The organism is Pontibacter mucosus (assembly GCF_003054055.1).
Taxonomy (GTDB): Bacteria; Bacteroidota; Bacteroidia; order Cytophagales; family Hymenobacteraceae; genus Pontibacter; species Pontibacter mucosus.
In genome coordinates, this window is record NZ_QBKI01000006.1 from 355,513 (window position 1) to 379,202 (window position 23,690).

General features: G+C 52.1%; 25 protein-coding genes. 17 read left to right on the plus strand and 8 right to left on the minus strand.

Annotated features, from left to right (window positions below):
- Positions 1 to 59 precede the first annotated feature (59 nt).
- From C8N40_RS13705 to C8N40_RS13730, 6 genes are all read left to right on the plus strand, one after another.
- Entirely contained in the window at positions 60 to 1,538 is a 1,479-nt protein-coding gene (locus C8N40_RS13705) for an SDR family oxidoreductase (RefSeq protein WP_108212334.1), read from the plus strand.
- 175 nt (positions 1,539 to 1,713) lie between these two features.
- Positions 1,714 to 2,661 (plus strand): phosphoribosylaminoimidazolesuccinocarboxamide synthase, encoded by a 948-nt coding sequence (locus tag C8N40_RS13710; RefSeq protein ID WP_108212335.1) that lies wholly within the window; start codon positions 1,714 to 1,716, stop codon positions 2,659 to 2,661.
- Positions 2,662 to 2,715: 54 nt separating this feature from the next.
- Complete coding sequence (locus C8N40_RS13715; RefSeq protein ID WP_046313463.1) at positions 2,716 to 3,093, plus strand: STAS domain-containing protein; 378 nt, start codon at positions 2,716 to 2,718, stop codon at positions 3,091 to 3,093.
- Positions 3,094 to 3,107: 14 nt separating this feature from the next.
- Entirely contained in the window at positions 3,108 to 4,031 is a 924-nt protein-coding gene (locus tag C8N40_RS13720; RefSeq protein ID WP_108212336.1) for a ribonuclease Z, read from the plus strand.
- A 189-nt stretch (positions 4,032 to 4,220) separates the two neighbouring features.
- Complete coding sequence (locus tag C8N40_RS23325) at positions 4,221 to 4,343, plus strand: hypothetical protein (RefSeq protein WP_281259526.1); 123 nt, start codon at positions 4,221 to 4,223, stop codon at positions 4,341 to 4,343.
- Positions 4,344 to 4,348: 5 nt separating this feature from the next.
- On the plus strand, positions 4,349 to 5,128 hold the full coding sequence (locus C8N40_RS13730) for a queuosine precursor transporter (RefSeq protein ID WP_108212338.1): 780 nt from the start codon (positions 4,349 to 4,351) through the stop codon (positions 5,126 to 5,128).
- A 123-nt stretch (positions 5,129 to 5,251) separates the two neighbouring features.
- Here the strand turns inward: C8N40_RS13730 and C8N40_RS13735 are convergent, their stop codons facing one another.
- Positions 5,252 to 5,638 (minus strand): GxxExxY protein, encoded by a 387-nt coding sequence (locus tag C8N40_RS13735; protein WP_108212405.1) that lies wholly within the window; start codon positions 5,636 to 5,638, stop codon positions 5,252 to 5,254.
- Between the two features lie 286 nt (positions 5,639 to 5,924).
- On the opposite strand from C8N40_RS13735, the gene C8N40_RS13740 reads away from it, so the two are divergent.
- From C8N40_RS13740 to C8N40_RS13755, 4 genes are all read left to right on the plus strand, one after another.
- Positions 5,925 to 6,836: an EamA family transporter gene (locus C8N40_RS13740; protein ID WP_108212339.1), complete on the plus strand. Its 912-nt coding sequence runs from the start codon at positions 5,925 to 5,927 to the stop codon at positions 6,834 to 6,836.
- A 305-nt stretch (positions 6,837 to 7,141) separates the two neighbouring features.
- Complete coding sequence (locus C8N40_RS13745) at positions 7,142 to 7,702, plus strand: copper resistance protein NlpE N-terminal domain-containing protein (protein WP_108212340.1); 561 nt, start codon at positions 7,142 to 7,144, stop codon at positions 7,700 to 7,702.
- Between the two features lie 86 nt (positions 7,703 to 7,788).
- Positions 7,789 to 8,763: a tryptophan--tRNA ligase gene (gene trpS, locus C8N40_RS13750; protein ID WP_108212341.1), complete on the plus strand. Its 975-nt coding sequence runs from the start codon at positions 7,789 to 7,791 to the stop codon at positions 8,761 to 8,763.
- Positions 8,764 to 8,943: 180 nt separating this feature from the next.
- Positions 8,944 to 10,107: an acyltransferase family protein gene (locus tag C8N40_RS13755; protein WP_108212342.1), complete on the plus strand. Its 1,164-nt coding sequence runs from the start codon at positions 8,944 to 8,946 to the stop codon at positions 10,105 to 10,107.
- A gap of 424 nt (positions 10,108 to 10,531) precedes the next feature.
- Here C8N40_RS13755 and C8N40_RS13760 read toward each other — a convergent pair whose 3' ends face one another.
- Positions 10,532 to 10,915, minus strand: a complete 384-nt coding sequence (locus C8N40_RS13760; protein ID WP_108212343.1) for a methylglyoxal synthase — start codon at positions 10,913 to 10,915, stop codon at positions 10,532 to 10,534.
- A gap of 358 nt (positions 10,916 to 11,273) precedes the next feature.
- Here C8N40_RS13760 and C8N40_RS13770 point away from each other — a divergent pair, with 358 nt between their 5' ends.
- The gene (locus tag C8N40_RS13770; protein ID WP_108212406.1) at positions 11,274 to 11,486 is read left to right on the plus strand and encodes a cold-shock protein; all 213 of its coding nucleotides are present in this window, start codon (positions 11,274 to 11,276) and stop codon (positions 11,484 to 11,486) included.
- A 1,011-nt stretch (positions 11,487 to 12,497) separates the two neighbouring features.
- Here the strand turns inward: C8N40_RS13770 and C8N40_RS13775 are convergent.
- The gene (locus tag C8N40_RS13775; RefSeq protein ID WP_108212345.1) at positions 12,498 to 12,683 is read right to left on the minus strand and encodes a hypothetical protein; all 186 of its coding nucleotides are present in this window, start codon (positions 12,681 to 12,683) and stop codon (positions 12,498 to 12,500) included.
- A gap of 225 nt (positions 12,684 to 12,908) precedes the next feature.
- Between C8N40_RS13775 and C8N40_RS22700 the strand changes: the two genes are divergently transcribed.
- Positions 12,909 to 13,046 (plus strand): hypothetical protein, encoded by a 138-nt coding sequence (locus tag C8N40_RS22700; protein ID WP_170114107.1) that lies wholly within the window; start codon positions 12,909 to 12,911, stop codon positions 13,044 to 13,046.
- Positions 13,047 to 13,114: 68 nt separating this feature from the next.
- Here C8N40_RS22700 and C8N40_RS13780 read toward each other — a convergent pair whose 3' ends face one another.
- From C8N40_RS13780 to C8N40_RS13790, 3 genes are all read right to left on the minus strand, one after another.
- The gene (locus C8N40_RS13780; RefSeq protein WP_170114108.1) at positions 13,115 to 13,864 is read right to left on the minus strand and encodes a cupin domain-containing protein; all 750 of its coding nucleotides are present in this window, start codon (positions 13,862 to 13,864) and stop codon (positions 13,115 to 13,117) included.
- 52 nt (positions 13,865 to 13,916) lie between these two features.
- Entirely contained in the window at positions 13,917 to 14,483 is a 567-nt protein-coding gene (locus C8N40_RS13785) for a DMP19 family protein (RefSeq protein ID WP_108212347.1), read from the minus strand.
- Positions 14,484 to 14,715: 232 nt separating this feature from the next.
- The gene (locus tag C8N40_RS13790) at positions 14,716 to 15,114 is read right to left on the minus strand and encodes a hypothetical protein (RefSeq protein WP_108212348.1); all 399 of its coding nucleotides are present in this window, start codon (positions 15,112 to 15,114) and stop codon (positions 14,716 to 14,718) included.
- 144 nt (positions 15,115 to 15,258) lie between these two features.
- Here C8N40_RS13790 and hppD point away from each other — a divergent pair, with 144 nt between their 5' ends.
- Together hppD and C8N40_RS13800 are read left to right on the plus strand one after the other, a co-directional pair.
- Positions 15,259 to 16,383: a 4-hydroxyphenylpyruvate dioxygenase gene (gene hppD / locus C8N40_RS13795; RefSeq protein ID WP_108212349.1), complete on the plus strand. Its 1,125-nt coding sequence runs from the start codon at positions 15,259 to 15,261 to the stop codon at positions 16,381 to 16,383.
- Positions 16,384 to 16,578: 195 nt separating this feature from the next.
- On the plus strand, positions 16,579 to 18,312 hold the full coding sequence (locus tag C8N40_RS13800) for a phospho-sugar mutase (protein ID WP_108212350.1): 1,734 nt from the start codon (positions 16,579 to 16,581) through the stop codon (positions 18,310 to 18,312).
- Between the two features lie 63 nt (positions 18,313 to 18,375).
- Here the strand turns inward: C8N40_RS13800 and C8N40_RS13805 are convergent, their stop codons facing one another.
- Positions 18,376 to 18,732, minus strand: coding sequence for a CZB domain-containing protein (locus tag C8N40_RS13805; protein ID WP_108212351.1), 357 nt, complete (start codon positions 18,730 to 18,732; stop codon positions 18,376 to 18,378).
- Between the two features lie 44 nt (positions 18,733 to 18,776).
- On the minus strand, positions 18,777 to 20,027 hold the full coding sequence (locus C8N40_RS13810) for a PAS domain-containing protein (protein WP_245905122.1): 1,251 nt from the start codon (positions 20,025 to 20,027) through the stop codon (positions 18,777 to 18,779).
- 237 nt (positions 20,028 to 20,264) lie between these two features.
- Here C8N40_RS13810 and C8N40_RS13815 point away from each other — a divergent pair, with 237 nt between their 5' ends.
- From C8N40_RS13815 to C8N40_RS13825, 3 genes are all read left to right on the plus strand, one after another.
- Entirely contained in the window at positions 20,265 to 20,852 is a 588-nt protein-coding gene (locus C8N40_RS13815; RefSeq protein WP_108212352.1) for a nitroreductase family protein, read from the plus strand.
- Between the two features lie 141 nt (positions 20,853 to 20,993).
- The gene (locus tag C8N40_RS13820) at positions 20,994 to 22,196 is read left to right on the plus strand and encodes a phosphoglycerate kinase (RefSeq protein WP_108212353.1); all 1,203 of its coding nucleotides are present in this window, start codon (positions 20,994 to 20,996) and stop codon (positions 22,194 to 22,196) included.
- Positions 22,197 to 22,366: 170 nt separating this feature from the next.
- Complete coding sequence (locus tag C8N40_RS13825; protein ID WP_108212354.1) at positions 22,367 to 23,656, plus strand: acetyl-CoA hydrolase/transferase family protein; 1,290 nt, start codon at positions 22,367 to 22,369, stop codon at positions 23,654 to 23,656.
- Positions 23,657 to 23,690 lie beyond the last annotated feature (34 nt).

Sequence of the window (23,690 nt, forward strand, 5' to 3'; positions counted from 1 at the left end):
AATAGTGCCTGCCTGTTGAGAAAGTATAAGTACGTACTTTTGCCTTTTTGAGCCATACGATGAAAATACTGCTGACGGGAGCCAATGGATACATCGGGAAGCGCCTGCTGCCCCTGCTGGTAGAGCAGCAGCATGAGGTGGTGTGCCTGGTGCGCGACCCGCGCCGCTACGAGTTGCCAGATACGCTAAAGGCCAAGGTAGAGGTGGTACAAGGCGATTTGCTGCAGCCCGATACTTTGGAATATTTACCCAGGGATATTGACGCAGCCTACTACCTGGTACACTCCATGGGTTCGGGCGCCGGCGATTTTTCGGTGGCAGAAAGTATGGCCGCCCAGCACTTTGTGGATTACCTGGAGACGACTGCCGCGACGCAACTCATTTACCTCAGCGGCCTCTCCCACGACCAAAGCCTCTCCAGGCACATGGCTTCGCGGCAGCAGGTAGAGGAGGTGCTCAGCTCGGTACGGGCCAGCCTTACGGTATTGCGGGCCGCCATCATCATCGGCTCGGGCAGCGCCTCCTTCGAAATCATCCGCGATCTGGTGGAGAAGCTCCCCGTGATGGTCACGCCGAAGTGGCTTAACTCCCGCTGCCAGCCCATCGCTATTCGCGACGTGCTCTTTTACCTGACCCATACTTTAGGTAATGCAAGCTGTTACGGCAAGAAGCTGGAGATTGGAGGCCCCGACGTGCTGACCTATAAGCAGATGCTGCACGGCCTGGCCGAGGCACGCCACCTGAACCGCTACATCATCACCCTGCCTGTCCTGACCCCGCGCCTCTCCTCCTACTGGCTATACTTTATCACCAGCACCAATTATACCCTGGCGCAGCGCCTGGTGGACAGCCTCCGGAACGACGCCGTGGTGAGAGACACAAGTATAGACGAGCTGCTCCCGCACCGCTGTCTGCCCTACCAGGAGGCCGTTCGGCTGGCTTACGCTAAAATTGAGCAGAACGAGGTGGTCTCGAGTTGGAAGGATGCCCTGGTGAGCGGCACCATGCGGCTCAACTACATGGATTTCGTGCAGATACCCCAACACGGTGTGCTCACCGACCGGCAGTACCTCAAATTTGACCGCAACCCGGACGAGGTATTGGCCAACATCTGGAGCATTGGCGGGGAGCGTGGCTGGTACAAAACCGACTTTCTGTGGCAACTGCGCGGCCTGCTGGACAAAATTGTGGGTGGCGTGGGCCTCAGGCGCGGGCGGCGCAGCCCCACGGAGGTACAGGCCGGCGATACCATAGATTTCTGGCGGGTGCTGCTGGCCGATAAGACAAACCGCCGCCTGCTGCTTTACGCCGAAATGAAACTGCCGGGCGAGGCCTGGCTGCAGTTCCGGATAGTGGAGGAAAAGGATGGCCATTACCTGGAGCAACTGGCTGTTTTCAGGCCGGAGGGGCTGCCGGGCCGCCTGTACTGGTACGCTATGCTTCCCTTCCACTTCATCATCTTTGGTGGCATGGCGCGAAATATTGTAGAGCATACTTCAGCCCTGCCAAAAGCTGCCGTGAATAGAGAATCAGGCTAATATGCAAACTATAGCATCTATAGTATAAAACAAAAAGATATGCCCTTAGTATACTTCAATATCTTTTGGTAACTATATTTTTGGTGGTAACCATTGTTGTTTTTACTGTTTCCATATTTATTTCCTGCCCTGTAAAATATATTTAACTTTGCTTGCCTATAACGACACTGATTTAATGGAAGCCATTAAGGAAACCAATTTCAATTTTGCCGGCCAGACCGGCTTTTATAGGGGCAAAGTACGCGACGTTTATTTCTTCGAAGACAGGCTCGCCCTTATTGCCACCGACCGCATCTCCGCCTTTGATGTGGTGCTGCCCCGTGCTATACCCTACAAGGGGCAGGTGCTTAACCAAATTGCCAGCCTGAACCTTAAGGCCACAGCAGATGTTGTGCCGAACTGGGTGCTCAGTACACCTGACCCCAACGTGACAATAGGCTACCACTGCGAGCCGTTCAAGGTGGAAATGGTGATTCGGGGTTACCTGGCTGGCCATGCCTGGCGCGAGTATAAAGCAGGCAAGCGCACGCTCTGCGGTGTAGCACTGCCCGAGGGGCTGAAGGAAAACGACAAGCTGCCCGAGCCGATCATCACCCCCACCACAAAAGCCAGCGAAGGTCATGACGAGGATATCTCGCGGGAGGAGATTCTGGCAAAAGGTATCGTTTCGGAACAAGATTACCTGACCCTGGAACGTTATACCCGAACCCTGTTTGACCGCGGCACCGAGCTGGCAAAGCAGCGCGGCCTGATTCTGGTGGATACCAAGTATGAGTTTGGCAAGTATAACGGCCAGGTTTACCTCATCGACGAGATCCATACTCCGGACTCTTCGCGCTACTTCTACAGCGAAGGTTATGCCGAGCGCCAGCAGCAAGGAGAGCCGCAGCGCCAGCTCTCGAAAGAGTTTGTGCGCCAGTGGCTTATCGAGAATGGCTTTCAGGGCAAAGATGGCCAGCAGGTGCCCGAAATGACCGACGCCGTAGTGGAAGGCATATCGGAGCGCTATATAGAGCTATTCGAGGTGTTCACAGGGGAAAAGTTCCGGAAAGAGGCTTACGATTCGGTGTTGGAACGTATTGAGAAGCATATTAATGACAACATTTTTACTACCAAAAATTAAGTTTGTTAAGTTATATTTTGGTACATTCGCATTTAAATCCTTTACTGGTTGACCATGAAGTACACGATAGATAAGAAAGAAAACTACACGATTATCACGATTGATGAGAAGAAGTTGGATACTTCAATCGCGCCGGACCTGAAGTCTGAATTCGTGAAACTTAATGCTGAAGGAATAAACAACCTGATTCTAGACCTTAACGAGGTTAAATATACAGACTCTTCCGGGCTTAGCTCTATCCTGATTGCTAACCGCTTGTGCAACTCCTCCAACGGCCTCCTGATCCTGACCGGACTGCAGGACCATGTGATGAAGCTGATCTCCATTTCTAAGCTGGAGTCGGTGCTGAACATTTTACCAACCGTGGAAGAGGCCATCGACCGCGTGTTTCTGCACGAAATTGAGCAGGACCTGACTAACAAGGAAGACTAAGTAGCAACGCCGTTGTGGAATTCGAACTCAGGATTCTGGGAAGTTCGTCGGCCACACCCTCGACAAACAGACACCATACCGCCCAGGTTTTAACCATTGGCAATCAGCACCACCTGATTGACTGCGGCGAAGGAACACAAATGCAGCTGATGCTTTACAGGATAAAGCATCAGCGCATTTGTAACATCTATATCAGCCATCTCCACGGCGATCATTACTTTGGCCTGGCAGGGCTCATCTCCACCATGCACCTCCAGGGTCGCCAAACGCCACTGCACCTTTTTGGCCCTCCCGGCCTTTCCGAAATTCTCAGCCTACAGTTTAAGTATTCCGGCACCAACCTTAACTTTAAGCTTGTTTTCCACGAGCTGGATACCACTGTTTACAAAAAGATTTTTGAGGATAAAAGTGTCACGGTGCATACCATTCCGATGGAGCACCGCGTGCCATGCTGTGGTTTCCTGTTCCGCGAGAAGCCAAAGCCGCGCCCGCTCATCAAAGAGAAACTGCCGGACTTTCTGCGCCCGCCGCAACTGGTGCGCCTCAAGTGGGGCGAGGATATCAGGGACGAGGCAGGCAACCTGCTGGTGCGCAACACGGACGTAACATTGGCGCCCAAGCGCAGCCGCAGCTACGCCTACTGCTCCGACAGCCGCTACAAGCCCGCGCTGCTCCCCTACCTGCAGCACGTTGACCTGCTCTACCACGAGGCCACCTTCACCCACGACCTGCACGAACGTGCCGCCTATACCTTTCATAGCACCGCCCGCCAGGCTGCCGAACTGGCTGCCGCCGCCCAGGTGCGCCAGCTTATCATTGGACACTTTTCGGTGCGCTACAAAGACCTGAGCCCGCTGCTGGAAGAGGCCCGGGAGGTGTTTCCGGCAACGGAGCTGGCAACAGAGGGAAGTATCTTCAGTGTGATGGAGCGGGACTAAGATTGGTAGGATTAGTGGATTTCAGGATGCTTGCCTGAGTATGGGTTTGCAGTAAATCTGATTGAGATTAAGGTTTAGGTCTCTGTCTTATGCAAGCAGGTCACGAACTGCCCGCGTGAAGAGTGTGAATAAGGAATTTATACTTTAGCAACAGAAAGAGTTTTCTCCCTTGTGCCGCTTCCGGTTTGAATGAGCCATACTTATACTTATACTTATACTTATACTTATACTTATACTTATACTTATACTTATACTTATACTTATACTTCCGCCAGCTTAACGTGCAAAGCAGAACATCCTCTAAATCCTTAAATCCCATGAATCCTAGTCATAAGCGCAACAACCTTTTTCTGGTGCTGAGCGGCATCTTCGTCGCAAACGCCTTGCTGGCAGAGCTGATCGGGGTGAAGATTTTCTCAGGCGAGGCGCTGCTGGGGCTGCCGGGAGCGCAGATTCCTATTGGCGGCGAAAGGCTGGACTTTAACCTCACAACAGGCGTCATCATCTGGCCCATTGTGTTTGTCACCACCGACATCATTAACGAATACTTCGGCAAGGAGGGCGTCAAGAAGGTAAGTGTGCTTACCGTTATACTTATACTGTATGCGTTTCTGGTGATATGGGTTGTCACGGGGCTGCCGCCCGCGCAGTTCTGGCTGGAGGTGAACAGCACCGATGACATGGGCAGGCCCTTCGACATTAACTATGCCTACAACAGCGTGTACCGCCAGGGACTGGGCATTATCCTTGGCTCTGTGGCCGCCTTCCTGATATCGCAGTTCCTCGATGCCTCCGTGTTTCACTGGCTCCGCCGCTTTACGGGCAGCCGCAAAATCTGGCTCCGCGCCACCGGCTCCACCCTCGTCTCCCAGATCATCGACTCGCTGGTGGTGCTGTTTGTGGCCTTTTTCGTGTTCGGCAACTGGAGCATGAAGCAGGTGTTGTCGGTGGCGGCCATTAACTACATGTACAAGTTTGGCGTGGCCATTCTGCTTACCCCCCTCCTCTACCTGGCCCATTACCTGATAGACGGTTACCTGGGGCACCGACAGGCGGAAGCGCAAATAGAGGAAGCTGCGTTGGAGAGCCAGAACTAAGATTTATATGATGGAAGGATGGGTAGGATTCTGCCTCGCAACGGCACACCTCGGCCTGTCCAATCTAGCCCTGAAGTCTTCTTGTTTCAGAAAAAATCCCGTAATCTCCCAATCCTAAAAATCTTAGTTCTGGTTTACCGGGTGTTTGGTGTTATACGGTCTTTTGAACTCCAGGCTTTTTGCTCCAAAGTTTATCAATAGGCCGATTGGCAGGTTGTAAGCTTCCAGGTAATTAATAGCCTGCGCTAAATGCGTATCATCCATACGTGCTACGGCTTTTAGTTCTACCATCACAGTGCTTTCTACAAAGAAGTCTACTCTTCGGGTGCCTATTTCTATCTCTTCGTAGTATATAGGCATCTCCATTTCCTGAACAAAATGAAGGCCTTGCTTTTTCATTTCTATCGCCATAGCCCGCTGGTAAATTGCTTCCCTAAACCCGTTGCCAAGTGTCCGGTGCACTTTCATGGCGCACCCTATAACTTTATGCGTCAACTCTTTAAACTCCATAGCCAGCATACAACTGGTCTGGAAAAACATTCATTCTTTGCTAAATTTGTAGGTCCGGATATCAATACCTCGCCTAATCAATCCTACAATCTTTGAATCTCAAGAATCTTGGCCTATCTTTGCAGTCTTGCAAAATAGAAAATGCCTGCACATTTAGCACATACTCAGATTTTCATTACAGGCTACGAGCTGCACGACTTGTAGTAGCTCACCCATCTTCTATTGGGGCTATAATGCCCTTCCTTTTTATTTTTGGTTGATTGATTTTTACACGGGAGGGACAATTATGTTCAGAGGAATCGCCCTTGTGTTTCTGGGCGCATGCAGTTTCGGCATACTTTCTACTTTTGTTAAGCTGGCCTACCAAGAGGGCTTCAGCCTGGGTGAGGTAACGGGCACACAGGTATTTTTTGGGTTGATTATTCTTTGGACCATCGTGTTGTTGCGGAAGCTGCGCGGCAGCCAAAGCAGCAACACGACGTTCAGGGAAAAGCTCAAGCTGGTCGCCATGGGCACCAGCACGGGGCTGGTCAGCATCTTCTACTACAAATGCGTGCAGTTGGTGCCGGCCTCCATTGCCATCCTGCTCCTGATGCAGTTTACCTGGATGAGCCTGCTGTTAGAGTCCCTTTTAAAACGGAAGTTGCCTAGCCCTATGCAAATGGGCATGGTGGTGCTGATACTGATTGGCACAGCCCTGGCTGGCCGGCTTTTCAGCAGCAGTATTCCCGATTTCGACCTGGCAGGCATCGCCTACGGCCTGATTGCCGCCCTTTGCTATACTTGCTTTTTGATGATAAACAGCTCGGTGGGCAACTCGCTGCACCCCGCTACTAAAAGTGCGCTCCTGCTTACGGGGGCTAATATACTTGTTCTTAGCATCTTCCCGCCCGTGTTTCTGGTGAACGGGGCCTTGCTGGCGGGCCTGCTGAAGTGGGGGCTGGTGCTGGCGCTTTTCGGCACGGTTATTCCGCCCCTGTTCTTTGCCTACGGCATTCCTAAAACAGGCCTGGGGCTGAGCGCTATCCTCAGCGCCGCCGAGCTGCCTGTGGCGGTGCTGATGTCCAGCATGGTGTTGCAGGAGGAAGTATGGCCTGTGCAGTGGGCAGGTGTTGGGCTTATACTTTTAGCCATTGTGTTGTCCAACATTAACTCCCTCAGGCAGAGGAGGCGGCAGCACAAATTTGCCAATGCTTAAATTTTTTTATTGATGGTTAATTACAGGAAGGTCAGGCTTTGCCCCGTGCAGATGCCTGGCTTTTTTGTTTCCGGGGTAATCGGATGCCGGTAGGTTTCGAGTGTCTCCGAGCAAACTTTGCAGCCATGCCTTCGTATCACACTTCCTGGCAAAAGGCCATTCCGTCCTCTTGTTGCTAGCCACAAAGTATAATAATTCGTACCCGGCGGCAGTTTATCACAAAGAGAGGACACCATAACACAGGCCCCTTTTCAAATCTGGCATTTTTTCTGATTGTATCACCCCAACCCAACAAAAACAACCCTATGAGAACGATAGCTGCATTTTTTATACTATTCATACTTTCCCTCGGCCTGCAGCAGGCACAGGCGCAGTCGGGCAAAAGCTACCAGGACTGGCTGAAGGAAAGCCGCGCCAAAAGCAAAACGGCCGCTACCTCCAAAAAAACATCTGCCAAAGGTAAAGGCAAGGCCGCGGCCGCCAAAGCAAGCGATGCCGCCGCCGCTCCTGCCATGGCCCCGCCCAGCGGCACGTTCCGGGGCACGATTGGTTGCACCGACTGCCAGGGCATCCGCACGGAGTTGGTGCTGACCGGCAGTCCCAAAGACGGCAACCGAACCTTTACCATGAAGCAGACTTTTGTGGGCAAGCCAGCCGATAAAAGCATCGTTACAGGCAGTGGCAAATGGTTTCTGGCGAAGGGTAACAAGCAGGACCCCGACGCTGTAATTCTGCAGCTCATCCCAACGGACGGCGACCTGGATCTGATGTACTTCCTGCAGGTAAGCGATTCGGAGCTGAAGCTGCTGAACCGGCAGCAGGGCGAGATAGGCGATTCTCAGAACTACTCCATCCGCAAACTTTAAAGTATAGCTATGGAAATGTGCCTACAGGGATAGGCGTGTTTTGAGCATTTTGCGTTATTTTGCAGGTATAAACCATTATCCCTACTATGGCACGTTACCTAACCGGAATACAGGCGACTGGCAGGCCCCACCTGGGCAACCTGCTGGGTGCCATTATTCCTGCTATCAAGTTCTCCCAGGCCTCTGATGAGGCGGCTTTATACTTTATCGCAGACATGCACTCGCTCACTACCATCCGCGATGCAGAAACGCTGCGCCACAACACCTATTCGGTAGCCGCTTCCTGGCTGGCCTTCGGCTTCGATACCGACAAACATATCTTCTACCGCCAGTCGGATGTGCCGATGGTAACCGAGCTGACCTGGTACCTGAATTGCTTCACGCCGTTCCCGATGCTGGCCAACGCGCACTCCTTCAAGGATAAATCCTCCCGCCGTGGGCTTTCTGACGTAAACGCCGGGCTGTTTACCTACCCGGTGCTGATGGCAGCCGACATCCTCATGTATGACGCCAACTTTGTGCCGGTGGGCAAAGACCAGATACAGCACCTGGAAATTACCCGCGACATTGCCAGCGCCTTTAACCACATCTACGGCGACACGTTTGTGCTACCGGAGGCGAAGGTAGACGAGAGCGTGATGACTGTGCCCGGTATCAACGGCGAGAAAATGAGCAAGTCGTACGGCAACATCATCGATATTTTTGTGGCCGATAAACCGCTGCGCAAAACGATAATGAGCATTGTAACGGACAGCACCCCGCTGGAGGAGCCCAAGAATCCGGACGATGACACCACCTTTAAGCTGTACAGCCTGCTGGCTTCTGCGGAGGAGGTAGAGAAGATGCGCCAGAACTACGAGGCGGGCGGCTACGGTTACGGGCACGCCAAGCAGGCACTTTATGAACTCATCGTAAGCAAGTATGCTAAGGAGCGCGAGGTGTTTAACTACTACATGAACAACCTGCCGGAGCTGGATAAAAAGCTGCAGCTTGGTGCCGAGAAAGCAAGAGACATTGCCGCTCCGGTACTGCAGCGCGTGCGCCAGAAGCTGGGTTACTAAGTATAAATCAGCAGGTAAATAAACATTACAAGTATAATTTACCGAAAAACGGCAGCCGGATAAACCGGCTGCCGTTTTACTTTTCTGCAACATATATGCTTCAATAGATTTAACATATCCTGTAATATCTATATCTTGGGGAGTCACTATACTTAACCTAATCATCCAAGTATCAAGCATATGATAAACGCAGTTGCAGAAACCGCCCCTCTGACCGAGAAAAAGTCGGAGCGCTACCTCTCGCTGGATGTGTTGCGGGGCCTCACCGTGGCGCTGATGATCATCGTGAACACGCCCGGCAGTTGGAGCACCATCTACGCACCGCTTCGGCACGCTACCTGGCACGGCTTCACCGTCACCGACCTGGTGTTCCCGGCCTTCCTCTTTGCCGTCGGCAATGCCATGAGCTTCAGCATGCGCAAGTTCTCGCTGCAGCCCGACAGCGTTTTCCTGAAAAAAGTGTTTAAGCGCGCCGCCATCATCTTCCTTATTGGCCTGGGCCTTCGGGCGTTTCCGTTTGTGGCACACGCCGCGGGTGGTGGCCTGGAGGTGATTGATTTTACGGCCATCCGTATTATGGGCGTGCTGCAGCGCATCGCACTGGCCTACCTGATTAGTTCGCTGGTGGTGCACTACCTCAAAACAAAGGGCGCCTTCATCTTTAGCGGCGTGGTGCTGCTGGGCTACTGGGCGGTGCTATACTTCTTCGGCGACCAACCAGACCCATACTCACTCGAAGGCAACGCCGCGCTGAAATTCGACCTGCTGTTCTTCTCCCCGGTGGTGCTCTACAAGGGCTACGGCATCCCCTTTGACCCGGAAGGATTGCTGAGCACACTGCCAGCTGCCGTGAACGTTATTGCCGGCTACCTGGTGGGCATGGCCATCCAGAAATTCGGCAACAACCTGAGCACTGTGTTCAAGCTCAACCTCATGGGTGCCGCCCTGATTGTGATTGCCCTGGTGTGGGACCTGGTGTTCCCGATAAACAAGGCTCTTTGGACGAGCTCCTATACTTTGCACACCATCGGCTTGGTGATGCTGGTGCTGGCCGCTATCATGCTGCTAGTTGAGGTGCTGAAGGTGCGGAAATGGGCTTACTTCTTCGAGGTCTTCGGCAAGAACCCGCTGTTTATCTACGCCATGTCCATCCTCGTTATCAAAACCCTGAGCTTTATTAAAATGGACGAGCAGACGCGCCTGAGCCGCTGGATTTACCAGAACTGGTTCCTGAGCTGGAGCGAAGGGGAATTCGCCTCGCTTATGTTCGCGCTGGCATACATGCTCGTGCACTGGCTGATGGGCTACATCATGGACCGCAAACGCATTTACATCAGAGTATAAAAGTATACTTGCCCAACGCAAAAACTCCCTCCGGCTATACTTTGGCCGGCGGGGGTTTTTGTTTGTCCATACTTAGAATTCAAGTTGGGTTTTATACTTTAGCTAAGGAGCAACCCTGCCCCAGGATAAGGCCATTTCATTCACCTCATTTTGTCATCCTGAAAGGATCTTGGTTGCGAGTAGTAAAAGCTTAACCTCCCTTCTACCAAGATTCTTAGCAGAATGACAGCAGGTCAAAAGTGCTTTGAGTAGTATGAAATAGCTCAGCACCACAGAGGGGGATTGCCTGCAAGTTGTACATGACTTCCATACTCGGAGGAATTAGAGGTGGGGTAACGCATAGTTTTTTTATACTTGCGCAGGCATAAAAAAAGCACTTACGCCTTAGCAGTAAGTGCAGGAACTGGTAAACGAAAGTATAAATCTATACTTCCTCCTCTGCCCCCTCCATGATGATCAAGTCTGCGGAGGCACGGTTTAGCGCAATCGGAATGTTGTTGATTACGGCTGTACGGATAAGGGTCTGAATATCGTGCTCGTGGCCGTGGGGCGTTTCGGCATCGATGAAGAAGATGACCTTGTGCACCTCGTGCTGCAGGATTTTAGCAGCCAGCAGGATATCGCCGCCGCTTGGGCCGTGGCCGAAGGGTTTCACGTCCAGTTCGAGCATGTCGTTGAGCAGTTTGGAGGTGTTGCTGGTGCCGATCAGTTCGTGCTTTACGAGCTCCTCGCGGTGCACCTTGGCCCAGTTCAGCAGCTCTGTCTTTCTCTGGTTATGGGCGATTAACGCAATGGTAGTTTTTTTCATATGCAATTTGTTTGGTGGCCTCTGTTGTAGATGCCTTGCCTAAAGTTACTCTTATTTTTGAAAAAAGCGTACAATCCAGAGAGAGTAGCTTGGCAAGAAATGCGGCAGAAACCGTGCTTTTCTCGCAAAAAATGACTAAATTTGAAGTATTGCAACATCCTGATCCCGCTCTGATCATACATTTCGCCTCCCTTTGGTTTTCCTTCCTGAGGCCTAATCAGAAATTTCCTATCAGGGTTTATACTTCTGCAGCGCACCCTGGCTTAATGTCTACGGGTATAAAAGCTGCGCTTGTTTGCCGTACGGCCTTCCGCTGCGTTGGTCGTGGCACATGTCCTACTTTAACTATATACCGCCTATGGCCAGATCACAGAACACATTCCTGAAGAAACAACGCGAGAAACAGAAGCAAAAGAAGAAAGAAGAGAAGATGCAGCGCAAGCAGGAGCGCCATGAGAACTCTGCAGGCGGAAGCCTGGAAGCCATGATTGCTTATGTGGATGAGTTCGGTAACATTACCGACACCCCCCCGGAAGAACCCAAAAAACGTGATGAAGACGATAAAGCTTAACAAGAGCAAAAGGCAGGTTAGAACCAGATTCTAACCTGCCTTTTTTGATTAGGGAATACCATGAAAGTATAAACTTATACTTTAGCAACGTGCCAGGGCCAATTCAAAAAGCAACTCGCCCCGGCTGGTCCAGCGTTTGAACTTCTATACTTTAGCTATACTTTCTGTCTTATACTTTACTCTTCCGCTGGTGCGGTTTTGTAACCCGTGCCTTCCAATTTTCTCGGATTTGCAATCCGAGTGGCTTGAAAAGCCATACTTTATACTTGCAGCTATACTTTTATACTTGCCAGTTTATACTTTCCTAGCCGTTGCTTCCTTCTACTTGAACCAAGCCATCCTCTCTAGCCTCCGTTCATCCTCCAGCCTCACTCGCCTATTGTTTCATCTCTGGCTTTGGCTCCCTCAAGGCCGGGAGGCCTCGTCCTTGGGCATCGCGCGGTGTACATTTCCTTTGCTACCCTTCGGTCGCAATGCCCTGGACGGGCACCAGAAATCTACAAGGCGCTCAACCCAAGGACTGGGAACAAATCCAATAGCCGCTGCCCCTACTGTCATCTCGACCCTCTTGAGGCGAGATGACAGTGAAATTAGTAAGTACAATTCCCCTCCTCTGGACTAGCCAAAACGGGAGTTTTGAGCTAGCGAGCACAGCTCTGAGGGGTGGGTTTATACTTTGTAGGGACAGGTCGCGACCTGTCCGCGCAAGAACATCAGCTACAAAACTTATACATCAGCATCAGTAAAAACAGGCTCCCCTCCTTGGCTAAGGAGGGGCCAGGGGTGGTTGGGCCCGGGTACCGCAGAAATCAGTGTTGCTTTAATTCCAATACCCGCAACCCTTACAGTCTTCCCTACACTCAGGAGAGATAAATTTAGAATTCCACATAAGTCAATCTCACTTGACTATCTGGCGACTGCCTTCCGGAACTGTATAGGCGACAGGCCACTCTTCCGCTTAAAAAACTTGCCAAAGGATGACTGGTCGGAAAGGTGGAGCATTTCTGAGATCTACTGAATTGACAGCTGGGGTTGCAGCAGCAAGCGGGCCTCGCCGTAGAGCATCAGGAAGATGAAATCGGCCACCGTATGTCCCGTCATGCGCTTGACGACGAGCGTGAGGTAGTGCGGCGTGATGTGCAGCTGATTTGCATAAAAGTGCACATGGTGCTCCAGACTGTAGTGGTCTACCAGCACTCGATGAAGGACTAGATGATGATTTAGTCCTTGGAAAGTAGTAGCGCTCTGCATGATGGTGCTGGATACAGCTGTGATTCAGCACACCTTAAAAGAGCTTATTGCCAAAAACTTCACGCTGCTGTCGGCTAGCCTGGACCACGTAAACCACAAGCTGCAGCAGGCAGATATGGGCGCTGTGTTTGGTATGCTGCAAAGCGAGGTGCTGCTAGTTTCGTTCAAGAGTTGTATGGCTACCTGGTGCTATTGGCGCTGGCCAGCATGGTGGTGTTTATACTTTACCGCTACCCTTACTACCCGAAACTTACGCTATACCCCAGGACCAGGGCCGTCATCCGGTACCTGCGTTGGGAGATGGCCTGATAGGATTTTATACTTTAAAAAAAAGCCGCACCAGCCTCCTGAAGGAAGCTGGTGCGGCTTTTCTTATTCTACTTGAAATTCAATCCAATCATCTTTCCGTAAATCCCCAGTACCCGCATCAGAAATGCAGGAGGCTTTACAGACACAATTTCCTTCGAGTAGTTAGTCCAAAGGGTTGAGATTCCAACGATTGATTTAAAATTCATTTTTCCGTTTTTAACAAGTCCGCTTTTAGCAAACTTGTGTAGCCCTTTAAAGAAGTTCTCAAACTCCATGGCGGGCTGATGCGTATTGTAAACACGGACAAATTCATCAGTTGTGTTTTTAAAAGTATGGGGCTCACCACTTTCAATAGTTATTTTCTCCCCAACCCTAGCCGTAATCCACTTATCTTTTTTAAATACCTCTAATTCCCCGCTTAGAATTTCATAGGTTTCTATTGCGGTTGGATGAATATGAATAGGAGTTTCTCCTGAATGTGGAGAAAGTATCCATTCCATTTCTAAAGACTCACCATTAGTATCCCTTGAGGATTTTACAATGGTCATAACCATTCCAAGCTCAGTACAATCTAATCGCATAATCTTTGATTTATTATTTACATATTTGCTAACGGCCACCTGTGAGTGAGGGTCAAGGTCTTCTGGCAAAGGCTTGCACTTATACAATGTCAACTGTTGTATAGCTGCTTTCCAGGAGTAAGCTCCACGCTTCTGTTCCAGCCAAGCTTCTCCGGTCATCTCAAACTTATTTTCATCATCGCCGTGCAGCCCGGTTTCTGTCCAACCCATTTTTCTGTAACGGATTTGTGCAGCCAAAGCCCGAAGCATAGCAAGGGTTAAGGCTGCACCGTGTTGTGGTATCGTTATTTTAGTTGAACTCTTGCTGATGCTTCTTCACATATTCAATCAACAACTGAGATATATCTTCTTCGTATGCAAAAAACTCTTCTTCACATTTTTCCCAAACAGCTTCAGCCTTCTCTTCAATTTGCCCCAGCAACTCTTCTCTTTCTGTTTTGTCTTTAGGTACAGTCTGTTGGGGCCATTGAGCTATTGCCTTTCTGACTATAGTAGCTGTTTTGTTGGCTCCTATAACCTCCAAAGCAGCAAGTGATTCATGCGCATAATCACCACTTGAGTTCCAGAAAAATTGATTGAAGCCCCCATTATTGACTTCCCTTTCCACGTTTTCTAAAAACAGCAATACCTTCTGAGGTTCTGTTAATTTACTTAAGTCATCACCATATTCAGAAAGCTCGTTTATCCGTGTATCAAGCTCTATGACAGCTAACTGTGCGTCATCCATTTTTAAAATTTGTTCTATCGTCATCTTGAGCTGCTGTTGGTTTTTAGTAGCTTTTGATTCCTGACCACAGGATGTAAAAGCTATAGAAAGAGTTGCTACAAATGTGAGTGTGTAAAAATTGTACTTCATAGAGATAATGCACCACAACTAGAGTATAAACGAAAACCTACACTTATCTGCACTATGCACTTAACTAAATTCATACTTCAGCCGCACAAACATATGGCAACCACAATATACCTAAAATCCACCACCAGCAAAGTATAAAAAAGCCGCACCCACCTTGGCTCAAAGCCTTGGCAAGTGCGGCAAGTATAAACAGCAGCCTCAGCAGCTACTGCTCAAAGTATGAAGTCTTATTCTATTCGGCTGTCCAGAGCACGCGCTCCTGGTCTGCGAGGATGAGCAGTACGCGTGGCGGATTGGCTACCAGCACCAGGCGCATCTCCACTCCCGGAAACGTATCCGACTCTACCCAAACACCTTCGGTCTCGTCGCCGTCTTCCAGCTCTTTGCCGTCAAGCGAGCTGGCCAGGTAAGCGGTGGGCAGCAGGATATCGGCATCCGACTTAATTTTGCCGTGCACATCCTCCAGCACTTCCTCTAGTTCTTCGCCATACTCCTCATTAAAATCATCCTCCAGGTCGTGCAGCTCTTCTTCTATGTCATCATAGCGCGCATCGTTGTAGTCAAGCGCTCGTAACTCTTGCTTTTTCTCCAGGATGGCCACAATGGACTCGTTCAGGGCTTTTGCATTCATGTTGTCTCGTTTTTTTACAAAGTTGGAAACATGCCTCAGTAATTCCAAGAAATAGATTGATAATTTGGCTGCCTCTGCCGGCGTTTTGATAAACCGCTAAAAGCTGTATTTTTACGTACTTCTTTATAAACTAATCAACGAACTATGAGTACACAAACCGCATCTTCCGAAACAGTAACTAAAGATATCCTTCCCCTTAACGGCACAGACCACATTGAGTTCTATGTCGGCAACGCCAAGCAGGCGGCCCACTACTACCAGACCGCTTTCGGCTTTCAGCTCGTGGCCTATGCCGGCCCGGAAACCGGGGTGCGCGACCGCGCTTCCTATGTGCTGCAGCAGGAGAAAATCCGCCTGGTGCTCACTACTTCCTTAGACCCTAACTCTGAAATCTCGAAACACGTGCACCTGCACGGCGACGGCGTGAAAGTGCTGGCCCTGTGGGTGGACGATGCCGAGGCGTCTTTCCGGGGAACCGTGGAGCGCGGCGCCAGACCGGCCCATGCACCTACTACCCTCACCGACGAGCACGGCGAGGTAAAGGTAGCCTCTATCCATACCTATGGCGACACCATCCATACATTTGTGGAGCGCAAAAACTACAAGGGCGCCTTTATGCCGGGCTATGTTGCGCGCCAGAGCAACCTGGAGATAGAGCCCGTTGGGCTGCAGTATGTAGACCACTGCGTAGGTAACGTGGAACTGGGCCGCATGAACGAGTGGGTAGAGTTTTATGAGAAAGTGATGGGCTTCAACCTGCTGCTCACCTTTGATGACAAAGACATCAGCACCGAGTACACCGCCCTGATGTCGAAGGTGGTGTCGAACGGGAACGGCTACATCAAATTCCCGATAAACGAGCCGGCGCAGGGCAAGAAGAAGTCGCAGATTGATGAGTACCTGGAGTTTTACCGTGGCGCGGGCGTGCAGCACATTGCCGTGGCCACCAACGACATTCTGCACACGGTAAGCGAGCTGCGCCGCCGCGGGGTGGAGTTCCTCTACGTGCCCGAGACCTACTACGAAGACCTGATTGAGCGCATCGGCCACATCGATGAGGACATGGCGGACCTGAGAAAGCTCAACATCCTGGTGGACCGTGACGACGAGGGCTACCTGCTGCAGATCTTCACCAAGCCGGTGGAAGACCGCCCTACGGTTTTCTACGAAATCATCCAGCGCAAAGGAGCCAAATCTTTCGGCAAGGGCAACTTCAAGGCATTGTTCGAGGCGATTGAGCGCGAGCAGGCGCTACGGGGCAACCTTTAGGCCAAAAATAAAGTATAGCCGCGTGTAAATGTGGCTAAAATATCTTTATTTTGATATTGCTATACTTCACACCAGTTCTGGGGCTGTGCTTTAGGTACGGCAAGGGCTGGTGTGATTTTTTGTCTTAACCTGCGCCTGCTTTTCAGGCCTTTATACTTTCGATTACTGCTACTATAATATCAGCAAGAACAGACTATGATTGAACCATCTGTAAAACAGAAGATTGACCAGTGGCTGGCCGGCAACTACGACGAAGCCACCAAACAAGAAATAAGCGGCATGCTGGAGCGCAACGAGCACGAGGCGCTGTCGGATGCTTTCTATAAAGACCTGGAGTTCGGCACCGGCGGCCTGCGCGGCATAATGGGCGCGGGCAGCAACCGCATGAACCGCTATACCTTGGGGATGGCCACGCAGGGCCTTTGCAACTACCTGAAGCAGAACTTCCCGGGAGAGCAGGTAAAGGTGGCCATCGCCCACGACTGCCGCAACAACTCGGACGTGTTTGCCCGTATCGCCGCCGAGATTTTCTCCGCCAACGGCATTAAAGTATACTTGTTCGAGGCGCTGCGCCCGACGCCGGAGCTCTCGTTTGCCATCCGTCACCTGGGCTGCCAGAGCGGTGTGGTGGTAACGGCATCACACAACCCCAAAGAGTATAACGGCTACAAAGTATACTGGAACGATGGCGCGCAGGTAACAGCCCCGCACGACAAAAACATCATCTCCGAGGTAAATAAGATCACCAGCATCGATGAGGTGAAATTTGTCCCGAACCCGGAGCTTATCGAGCTGATCAGCACGGAGCTGGATGAGGCCTACATGCAGCAGGTGCAGCAGCTGTCCATCTCGCAGGAAGCCATCCAGCGCCAGCACGACCTGAAGATCGTTTTCTCCTCTATCCATGGCACGGGCATCGTGCTGGTGCCGGAGGTGCTCAAGCGTTTTGGCTTTACCAACGTGCACGTGGTGCAGGAGCAGGCCGAGCCGAACGGCGACTTCCCAACCGTAGTATACCCGAACCCGGAGGAAAAAGAAGCCATGACCCTGGCCCTGAACAAGGCCCGGGAAATTGACGCTGACCTGGTACTGGCCACCGACCCGGATTCTGACCGCGTAGGCATCGCCGTGAAAAACCAGGATGGCGAGTTTGTGCTGCTGAACGGGAACCAGACCGGTGCGCTGCTGATCAACTACCTGCTGCAGGCCTGGCAGAAGGCTGGTAAACTAACCGGCAAGGAGTACGTGGTAAAAACCATCGTGACCACCGACCTGATTAAGGAGATTGCCGACAGCTATAATGTAACGATGTACGAGACCCTGACCGGCTTCAAGTACATCGCCCAGCTTATCCGCGAAAAAGAAGGCCAGGAAGTATACATTGGCGGCGGCGAGGAAAGCTACGGCTACATGATCGGCGACTTCGTGCGCGACAAGGATGCCATCTCGGCCTGCGCCTTGATTGCCGAAATGGCTGCCGTGGCCAAGGACAAGGGCCAGACGCTGTTTGAGATGATGGTGGAGATGTATACCAAGTATAACTTCTACAAAGAGGAGCTGGTATCGTTCACGAAGAAAGGGCAACGCGGTGCGGAGGAAATCCAGCAGATGATGGCCGACATGCGCAGCAACCCGCCCAAGCAACTTGGTGGCTCTGACGTGGTTGAAGTACATGACTACAAGATGAGCACCCGCAAAGTGCTGTTTACCGGCGAGGAGCACAAACTGCAATTGGAAAGCTCGAACGTGCTGCAGTACCTGACCGAGGACGGCACCAAAGTATCGGCCCGCCCCTCCGGCACCGAGCCAAAAATTAAGTTCTACATCAGCGTGAAAGAGCCGCTGGCCTCTACGGATGCGTACGAGGCTACAGAGCAGAAGCTGAACCAAAAAATAGAGCAAATCCTGAAAGACCTGAAGCTGAAGTAGAAGCTTCTCTGCTGTTACCGTAATATATCGAAAAAGCCGCCTGATTAAAGTCAGGCGGCTTTTTTATGCATCATCCTTCAGTCGGTTTTCCATCCTGGCCAGCAATTGCAGAAACCTATCCGAGGTAAGCTCGACGCTCTTCATCCCCTCGTGTGCCTGGTCTATCTTCCCGCTCTTATACAGGCTGAACAGCTGGTGAGCGGTGTTATTTAACTCCTGGTGCACCGTAACCAGCTCATGCAACTCAGGCTCGTGCGAATATCTCACGCTGCCCACCGTCGAAAACCACTGATGAACGGGGCCGGTGCGAGAGAAAAAGGCCTCATCGTACACGCCTCCGTAAAGCACGGATCGTACCTTGGATTTGTATAGGATGTGCTTAATCCTAAGCTGTTGAAAATCTAATTGAGCTAAATTCATCTACCGGCTCCTTCTAACCTGCCCCCAACTTCCATGCGTATACTTTAACTGAGTTCCTGCAGCTTTTTCTTATACAGTACCTGTTCGGTTACCTCGTAGGCAAAAACCAGGATGCCTGTCACCTCATCCCCTTCGTGAATGGCCTGGTAAATAAAGGTCATGAATATTTCTTCCAGCTGGCCATTGTTCTGCCTGTCCAGCTTGATGGGAATTTCCTCAGCCACAAACTCATTTCCTGTTCTGTAAACGTTGTCCAGCAAGTTCACAAAGCCCTGATCAATCACTTCGGGCAGGGCCTCGGCAACCGTTTTACCAAGCAGCTGACGATTCGGGAACAGCATCTGATACTTTTCATTGACCAGCTCAAAGCGGTGCTCAGGGCCTTGCAAAACACAGAACATCGCAGGTGCCTTCATGATGAGCCGCTCCAGGATCGCCCGGCGCGACTCTGCTTTCTCGTAGGCCAGCTTTACCTGGTCCGACAGCAGCGCCATCTGCTCATTCGTTTCGAGCAGTTCCTGCACCAGCTTGCGGGTTTCGTGAATGTCCGTCGAGCTGCCCACCCACATGGTGATGTTTCCTTCCTTATCTTTCATGGGCAGCGAGCGGCAAAGGTGCCAGCGGTACACGCCGTTCTTGTCGCGCTTGCGGAGCTCTACCTGCATAGGCTCCCCTGTCTTCATAGAGCTTTCCCATTTGGCAGCTGTGGAAGCCAAATCCTCCGGGTGTATAATGTCCTGCCACCCCTCCTCCAGGAGTGTTGGCAACGGAACCCCGGTATACTCCTCCCAGCGTTTATTAAAGTATGTCAGCTTCCCGGCACCGTCGGTCGTGAAGACAAGCTGCGGCATGGCCTCTGCCATAAAGCGGTACTCTTCTCTTGTGGCGCTCAGTGCATCCTTTGCCTTCTCCCGTTCCGTCACGTCTGAGGTGTGCTGGATGATGTATAACACCTGGCCCTGCCCATCCAGCACCGGCGTATGCGAAGCCTCCCAATAACGCACGTCGTAGGTGCCGTCCGGCTTCACCAGGTCATAGCGGATAACGTCCAGGTAATCCACCTGGCGGGTGCTCAGGGCTTTGTCCAGCGACTTACGCACCTTGTTCTCCTCGTAAGACACGTCGCGCTCCGGGTAAGCCTCCAACAGAAACTTCAGGCCAATTATGTCCTCCCGCTTCCGCATGGTAAGTTTCAGGTAAAAATCGGTGGCGGCCAGGATGGGGTAATCAGGCTCCGGCGCCACCACCACAAGGGCCTCTGGTATACTTGCAAATAGCTTTTCAAAATTCATCATACAGACAGGTGTCTCGCTTTAAAAGCAAATAAAGGTAGGGAGTAAAAACCGTACTACAAGCTGCTCAACGCTGAAATTGCCAAAGTGTTCTGGGTTTAGTATCCTTTGTATCTGAAATTACGTGGCATGTTTCCTGAAACAGAAACCGCCAGCCCGGGCCACAATCATACTTTAAAATAACATTTGAGCGATTATACGCTTACCTTAGTATAGACATATCAAATAGTATTCAACACCATGAACGACCTTTTTCAAAGTATAAAGCAGGTAATTGAGACGCGCCGCACCACCAAGCCACCCAAAATGAACGGGCAGCGCATCCCCGACGAGCAAATCATGCAACTGCTGCAGCTAGCCGACTGGGCCCCCACCCACGGGCATACCGAGCCCTGGCGCTTTATAGTTTATTCCGATGAAGCCCGTCAGCACTTTTGCCAGCAGCACGCCGAACTATACAAGCAGCATATTCCAGCCGATAAATTCATCCAGGACAAGTATGAAAAACTTCGGCACATGGGCGAGCAGGCATCGCACATCCTGGTAACCTACATGCGCCGCGGCGAGCTGCCCAAAATTCCGGAGCTGGAGGAGATTGCCGCCACTTCCTGTGCCATCCAGAACCTGCTGCTGGGAGCCAGCGCCCTGGGCCTGGCCAGCTACTGGGGCTCAGGCGGCATGGCCTACCATCCTGCCATGAAAAACCACCTGCAGTTGCGGGAGCAGGATATCGTGCTGGGCATTCTATACTTAGGCTACGGAGACAACGCGGCGCACCCGGGCAAACGCCAGGTGCCCCTGGAAGAGAAAGTAAGCTGGGTGAGGTAGCGGCTGTGCAAGCGCTTGCGTGTCATTTCTTTTGGCGCTGGCGCACATCACTATAGGCAAAACACTATATTTGTAGGGTAACAAAAACACCGCTATTCACGAACAACGAGTAACGCTTTCACAACTAAACCATACCCAAACATGACAAGAAATATAGACGAGTATAACTTCGCCGGCAAAAAGGCACTGGTGCGCGTGGACTTCAACGTACCCCTCGACAAGGATTACAGGATTACGGACGATACCCGCATCCGCGCAGCGGTGCCTACCATCCAGAAAATCCTGAACGATGGCGGTGCCGTGATCCTGATGTCGCACCTGGGCCGCCCCAAGAGCGGGCCGGAGGAGAAATTCTCGCTGCGCCACCTGGTGCCGCGCCTGGAGCAGGAGTTTAACACCCGCGTGGCCTTCGCCCCTGATTGTGTAGGCCCGGAGGCGGCGCAGATGGCACAGGAACTGCAGCCCGGCGAAATACTGTTGCTCGAGAACCTGCGCTTCCATAAGGAGGAGGAAAAAGGAGACGCCGAGTTTGCCAGAGCCCTCTCTACTTTAGGCAATGTGTACGTGAACGACGCCTTCGGCACAGCCCACCGCGAGCATGCCTCCACGGCCGTGATTGCGCGCTACTTCCCGAACGACAAAATGATGGGCTATGTGATGCAGTCCGAGCTGGACAATGCCCGCCGCGTGCTGGAAAATGCCGAGCGTCCTTTCACCGCCATCATGGGCGGCGCCAAAATCTCCGATAAAATCCTGATCATCGAGAAGCTGCTCGACCGCGTGGACAACCTGCTCATTGGCGGAGGCATGGCTTATACTTTCGTGAAGGCAGACGGGGGCGAGATTGGCTCCTCGCTGGTAGAGGAAGACAAGCTGGACCTGGCAAACGACCTCATCCGCATGGCCAAGGAGAAAGGCGTGAACATCATGATCCCGGTGGATTCTGTCATTGCCGATGCCTTCAGCAACGACGCCAACATCGACACCAAACTGAGCCACCACATCCCGCAGAACTGGATGGGCCTGGACATCGGCCCGGAGTCGCGTGAGCTGTATGCAGACGTTATCGCCAACTCCAAAACCATACTTTGGAACGGCCCTATGGGCGTGTTTGAGATGTCGAACTTCTCGGTGGGCACAGAGGCGGTAGCCGACGCCGTGGTGGCCGCGACGGCCAGAGGCGCCTACTCGCTGATAGGCGGCGGCGACTCTGCGGCAGCCGTAAACAAACTGGGTTACGCCGGCCGCGTGTCCTATATCTCCACCGGCGGGGGCGCCCTGCTGGAGTACATGGAAGGCAAGACCCTGCCGGGTGTGGCCGCCATCGAGCGAAGCGACTACTAATTTTTTTCAAACATTAAGCAAGGTAAAGTATAGGCAGCGGCCCTGTCTGTAGTTTACCTTGCTTTGTTTGTACCTTAATGAGTATTTACTCACATGCCGCCGTTTTTTTGAATTAATGACGGTCCTAAAGTCACCAATGTTTGGTAACTTTAGTCAAAGACAACATGCTTATGAGTACCTACAACACAACCTATAAAACAGCCGAAGAAGCCCTGGCTGTTATCAAGTCCGGCGACCGCGTATTCATCCAGGGCAGTGCTGCCACGCCGCAGTACCTGGTGCGCAAACTAGCCGAGCGCGCCGACGAACTGCGCGGCGTGGAGCTGGTTACCATCACCACCTACGGCGAGTTTCCGCTGGCGGAGGAGCGCTACAAAGACTCCTTCTTCATCAACTCCCTGTTCGTATCGGCCAACGTGCGCGATGCCGTTAACTCCGGCCGCGGCGACTACGTGCCCATCTTCCTGAGCGAAATTCCGCGCCTGTTCCGGTCTGGGCTGATGCCCTTGGACGTGGCCATTGTACACGTATCGCCGCCCGACCGCCACGGCTACTGCTCGCTGGGTGTATCGGTCGATATTACCCGGGAGGCCGTACTGAACGCCAGGCACGTGATCGCCCAGGTAAACCCCCAGATGCCGCGCACCCACGGCGACGGCCTGATCCACATGAAGCGCTTTGATGTGCTGGTGGAGGTTGACGAGGCCCTTCCGGAGGTGGACTACAGCCTGCGTGTAACGGAGAAGGAAAAAACCATCGCCCGCTATATTGCCGAGATGGTGGAAGACGGTGCTACCCTGCAGATGGGCATCGGTGCCATACCGGATGCCGTACTCAGCAGCCTGACCAACCACAAGGAGCTGGGCATTCATACCGAGATGATGTCTAACGGCGTGATGGAGCTGGTGGAGAAAGGTGTGATCACTAACGAGCACAAGTACAGACACCCGGGCCGCATTGCTACCGGCTTTATTGTGGGGCACCGCAAGTTCTACGATTTTGTGGATGACAACCCGCTCATCCTGATGCAGCGCACCGACTACGTGAACGATGTAACCATCATCCGCTCCAATCCGAAGGTAACGGCCATTAACAGCGCCATCGAGATAGACCTGACGGGCCAGGTGGTGGCTGATACGATTGGTAAGTATCAGTTCTCCGGCATTGGCGGGCAGATGGACTTCATCCGTGGGGCGGCTTTGTCCGAGGGCGGGAAACCCATCATCGCGCTGCCTTCCGTAACGAACAAAGGCATCTCCCGCATCACCCCGCTCATAAACGAAGGAGCTGCCGTGACGACTACCCGCGCGCACGTGCACTATGTGGTGACCGAGTATGGCGTGGCTTACCTGTACGGCAAGAACCTGCGCCAGCGCGCCAAGGCCCTCATCAACATTGCCCACCCGGACCACCGCGAGCGGCTGGAGCGTGAGGCTGTGGAGCGCTACGGCTACCTTTAACAGGCACTCAAATCAAAGTATAAACCACCCTGCT

Coding starts and splice junctions, on each gene's coding strand:
- C8N40_RS13745 (WP_108212340.1), top strand. CDS start 7,142: ATGAGAACGATAGCTGCATTTTTTATACTATTCATACTTTCCCTCGGC.
- C8N40_RS13755 (WP_108212342.1), top strand. CDS start 8,944: ATGATAAACGCAGTTGCAGAAACCGCCCCTCTGACCGAGAAAAAGTCG.
- C8N40_RS13710 (WP_108212335.1), top strand. CDS start 1,714: ATGGAAGCCATTAAGGAAACCAATTTCAATTTTGCCGGCCAGACCGGC.
- C8N40_RS13820 (WP_108212353.1), top strand. CDS start 20,994: ATGACAAGAAATATAGACGAGTATAACTTCGCCGGCAAAAAGGCACTG.
- C8N40_RS13770 (WP_108212406.1), top strand. CDS start 11,274: ATGGCCAGATCACAGAACACATTCCTGAAGAAACAACGCGAGAAACAG.
- hppD (WP_108212349.1), top strand. CDS start 15,259: ATGAGTACACAAACCGCATCTTCCGAAACAGTAACTAAAGATATCCTT.
- C8N40_RS13735 (WP_108212405.1), bottom strand. CDS start 5,638: ATGGAGTTTAAAGAGTTGACGCATAAAGTTATAGGGTGCGCCATGAAA.
- C8N40_RS13810 (WP_245905122.1), bottom strand. CDS start 20,027: ATGATGAATTTTGAAAAGCTATTTGCAAGTATACCAGAGGCCCTTGTG.
- C8N40_RS13805 (WP_108212351.1), bottom strand. CDS start 18,732: ATGAATTTAGCTCAATTAGATTTTCAACAGCTTAGGATTAAGCACATC.
- C8N40_RS13705 (WP_108212334.1), top strand. CDS start 60: ATGAAAATACTGCTGACGGGAGCCAATGGATACATCGGGAAGCGCCTG.
- C8N40_RS13730 (WP_108212338.1), top strand. CDS start 4,349: ATGAATCCTAGTCATAAGCGCAACAACCTTTTTCTGGTGCTGAGCGGC.
- C8N40_RS13740 (WP_108212339.1), top strand. CDS start 5,925: ATGTTCAGAGGAATCGCCCTTGTGTTTCTGGGCGCATGCAGTTTCGGC.
- C8N40_RS13790 (WP_108212348.1), bottom strand. CDS start 15,114: ATGAATGCAAAAGCCCTGAACGAGTCCATTGTGGCCATCCTGGAGAAA.
- C8N40_RS13825 (WP_108212354.1), top strand. CDS start 22,367: ATGAGTACCTACAACACAACCTATAAAACAGCCGAAGAAGCCCTGGCT.
- C8N40_RS13785 (WP_108212347.1), bottom strand. CDS start 14,483: ATGAAGTACAATTTTTACACACTCACATTTGTAGCAACTCTTTCTATA.
- C8N40_RS23325 (WP_281259526.1), top strand. CDS start 4,221: ATGAGCCATACTTATACTTATACTTATACTTATACTTATACTTATACT.
- C8N40_RS13800 (WP_108212350.1), top strand. CDS start 16,579: ATGATTGAACCATCTGTAAAACAGAAGATTGACCAGTGGCTGGCCGGC.
- C8N40_RS13715 (WP_046313463.1), top strand. CDS start 2,716: ATGAAGTACACGATAGATAAGAAAGAAAACTACACGATTATCACGATT.
- trpS (WP_108212341.1), top strand. CDS start 7,789: ATGGCACGTTACCTAACCGGAATACAGGCGACTGGCAGGCCCCACCTG.
- C8N40_RS13815 (WP_108212352.1), top strand. CDS start 20,265: ATGAACGACCTTTTTCAAAGTATAAAGCAGGTAATTGAGACGCGCCGC.
- C8N40_RS13760 (WP_108212343.1), bottom strand. CDS start 10,915: ATGAAAAAAACTACCATTGCGTTAATCGCCCATAACCAGAGAAAGACA.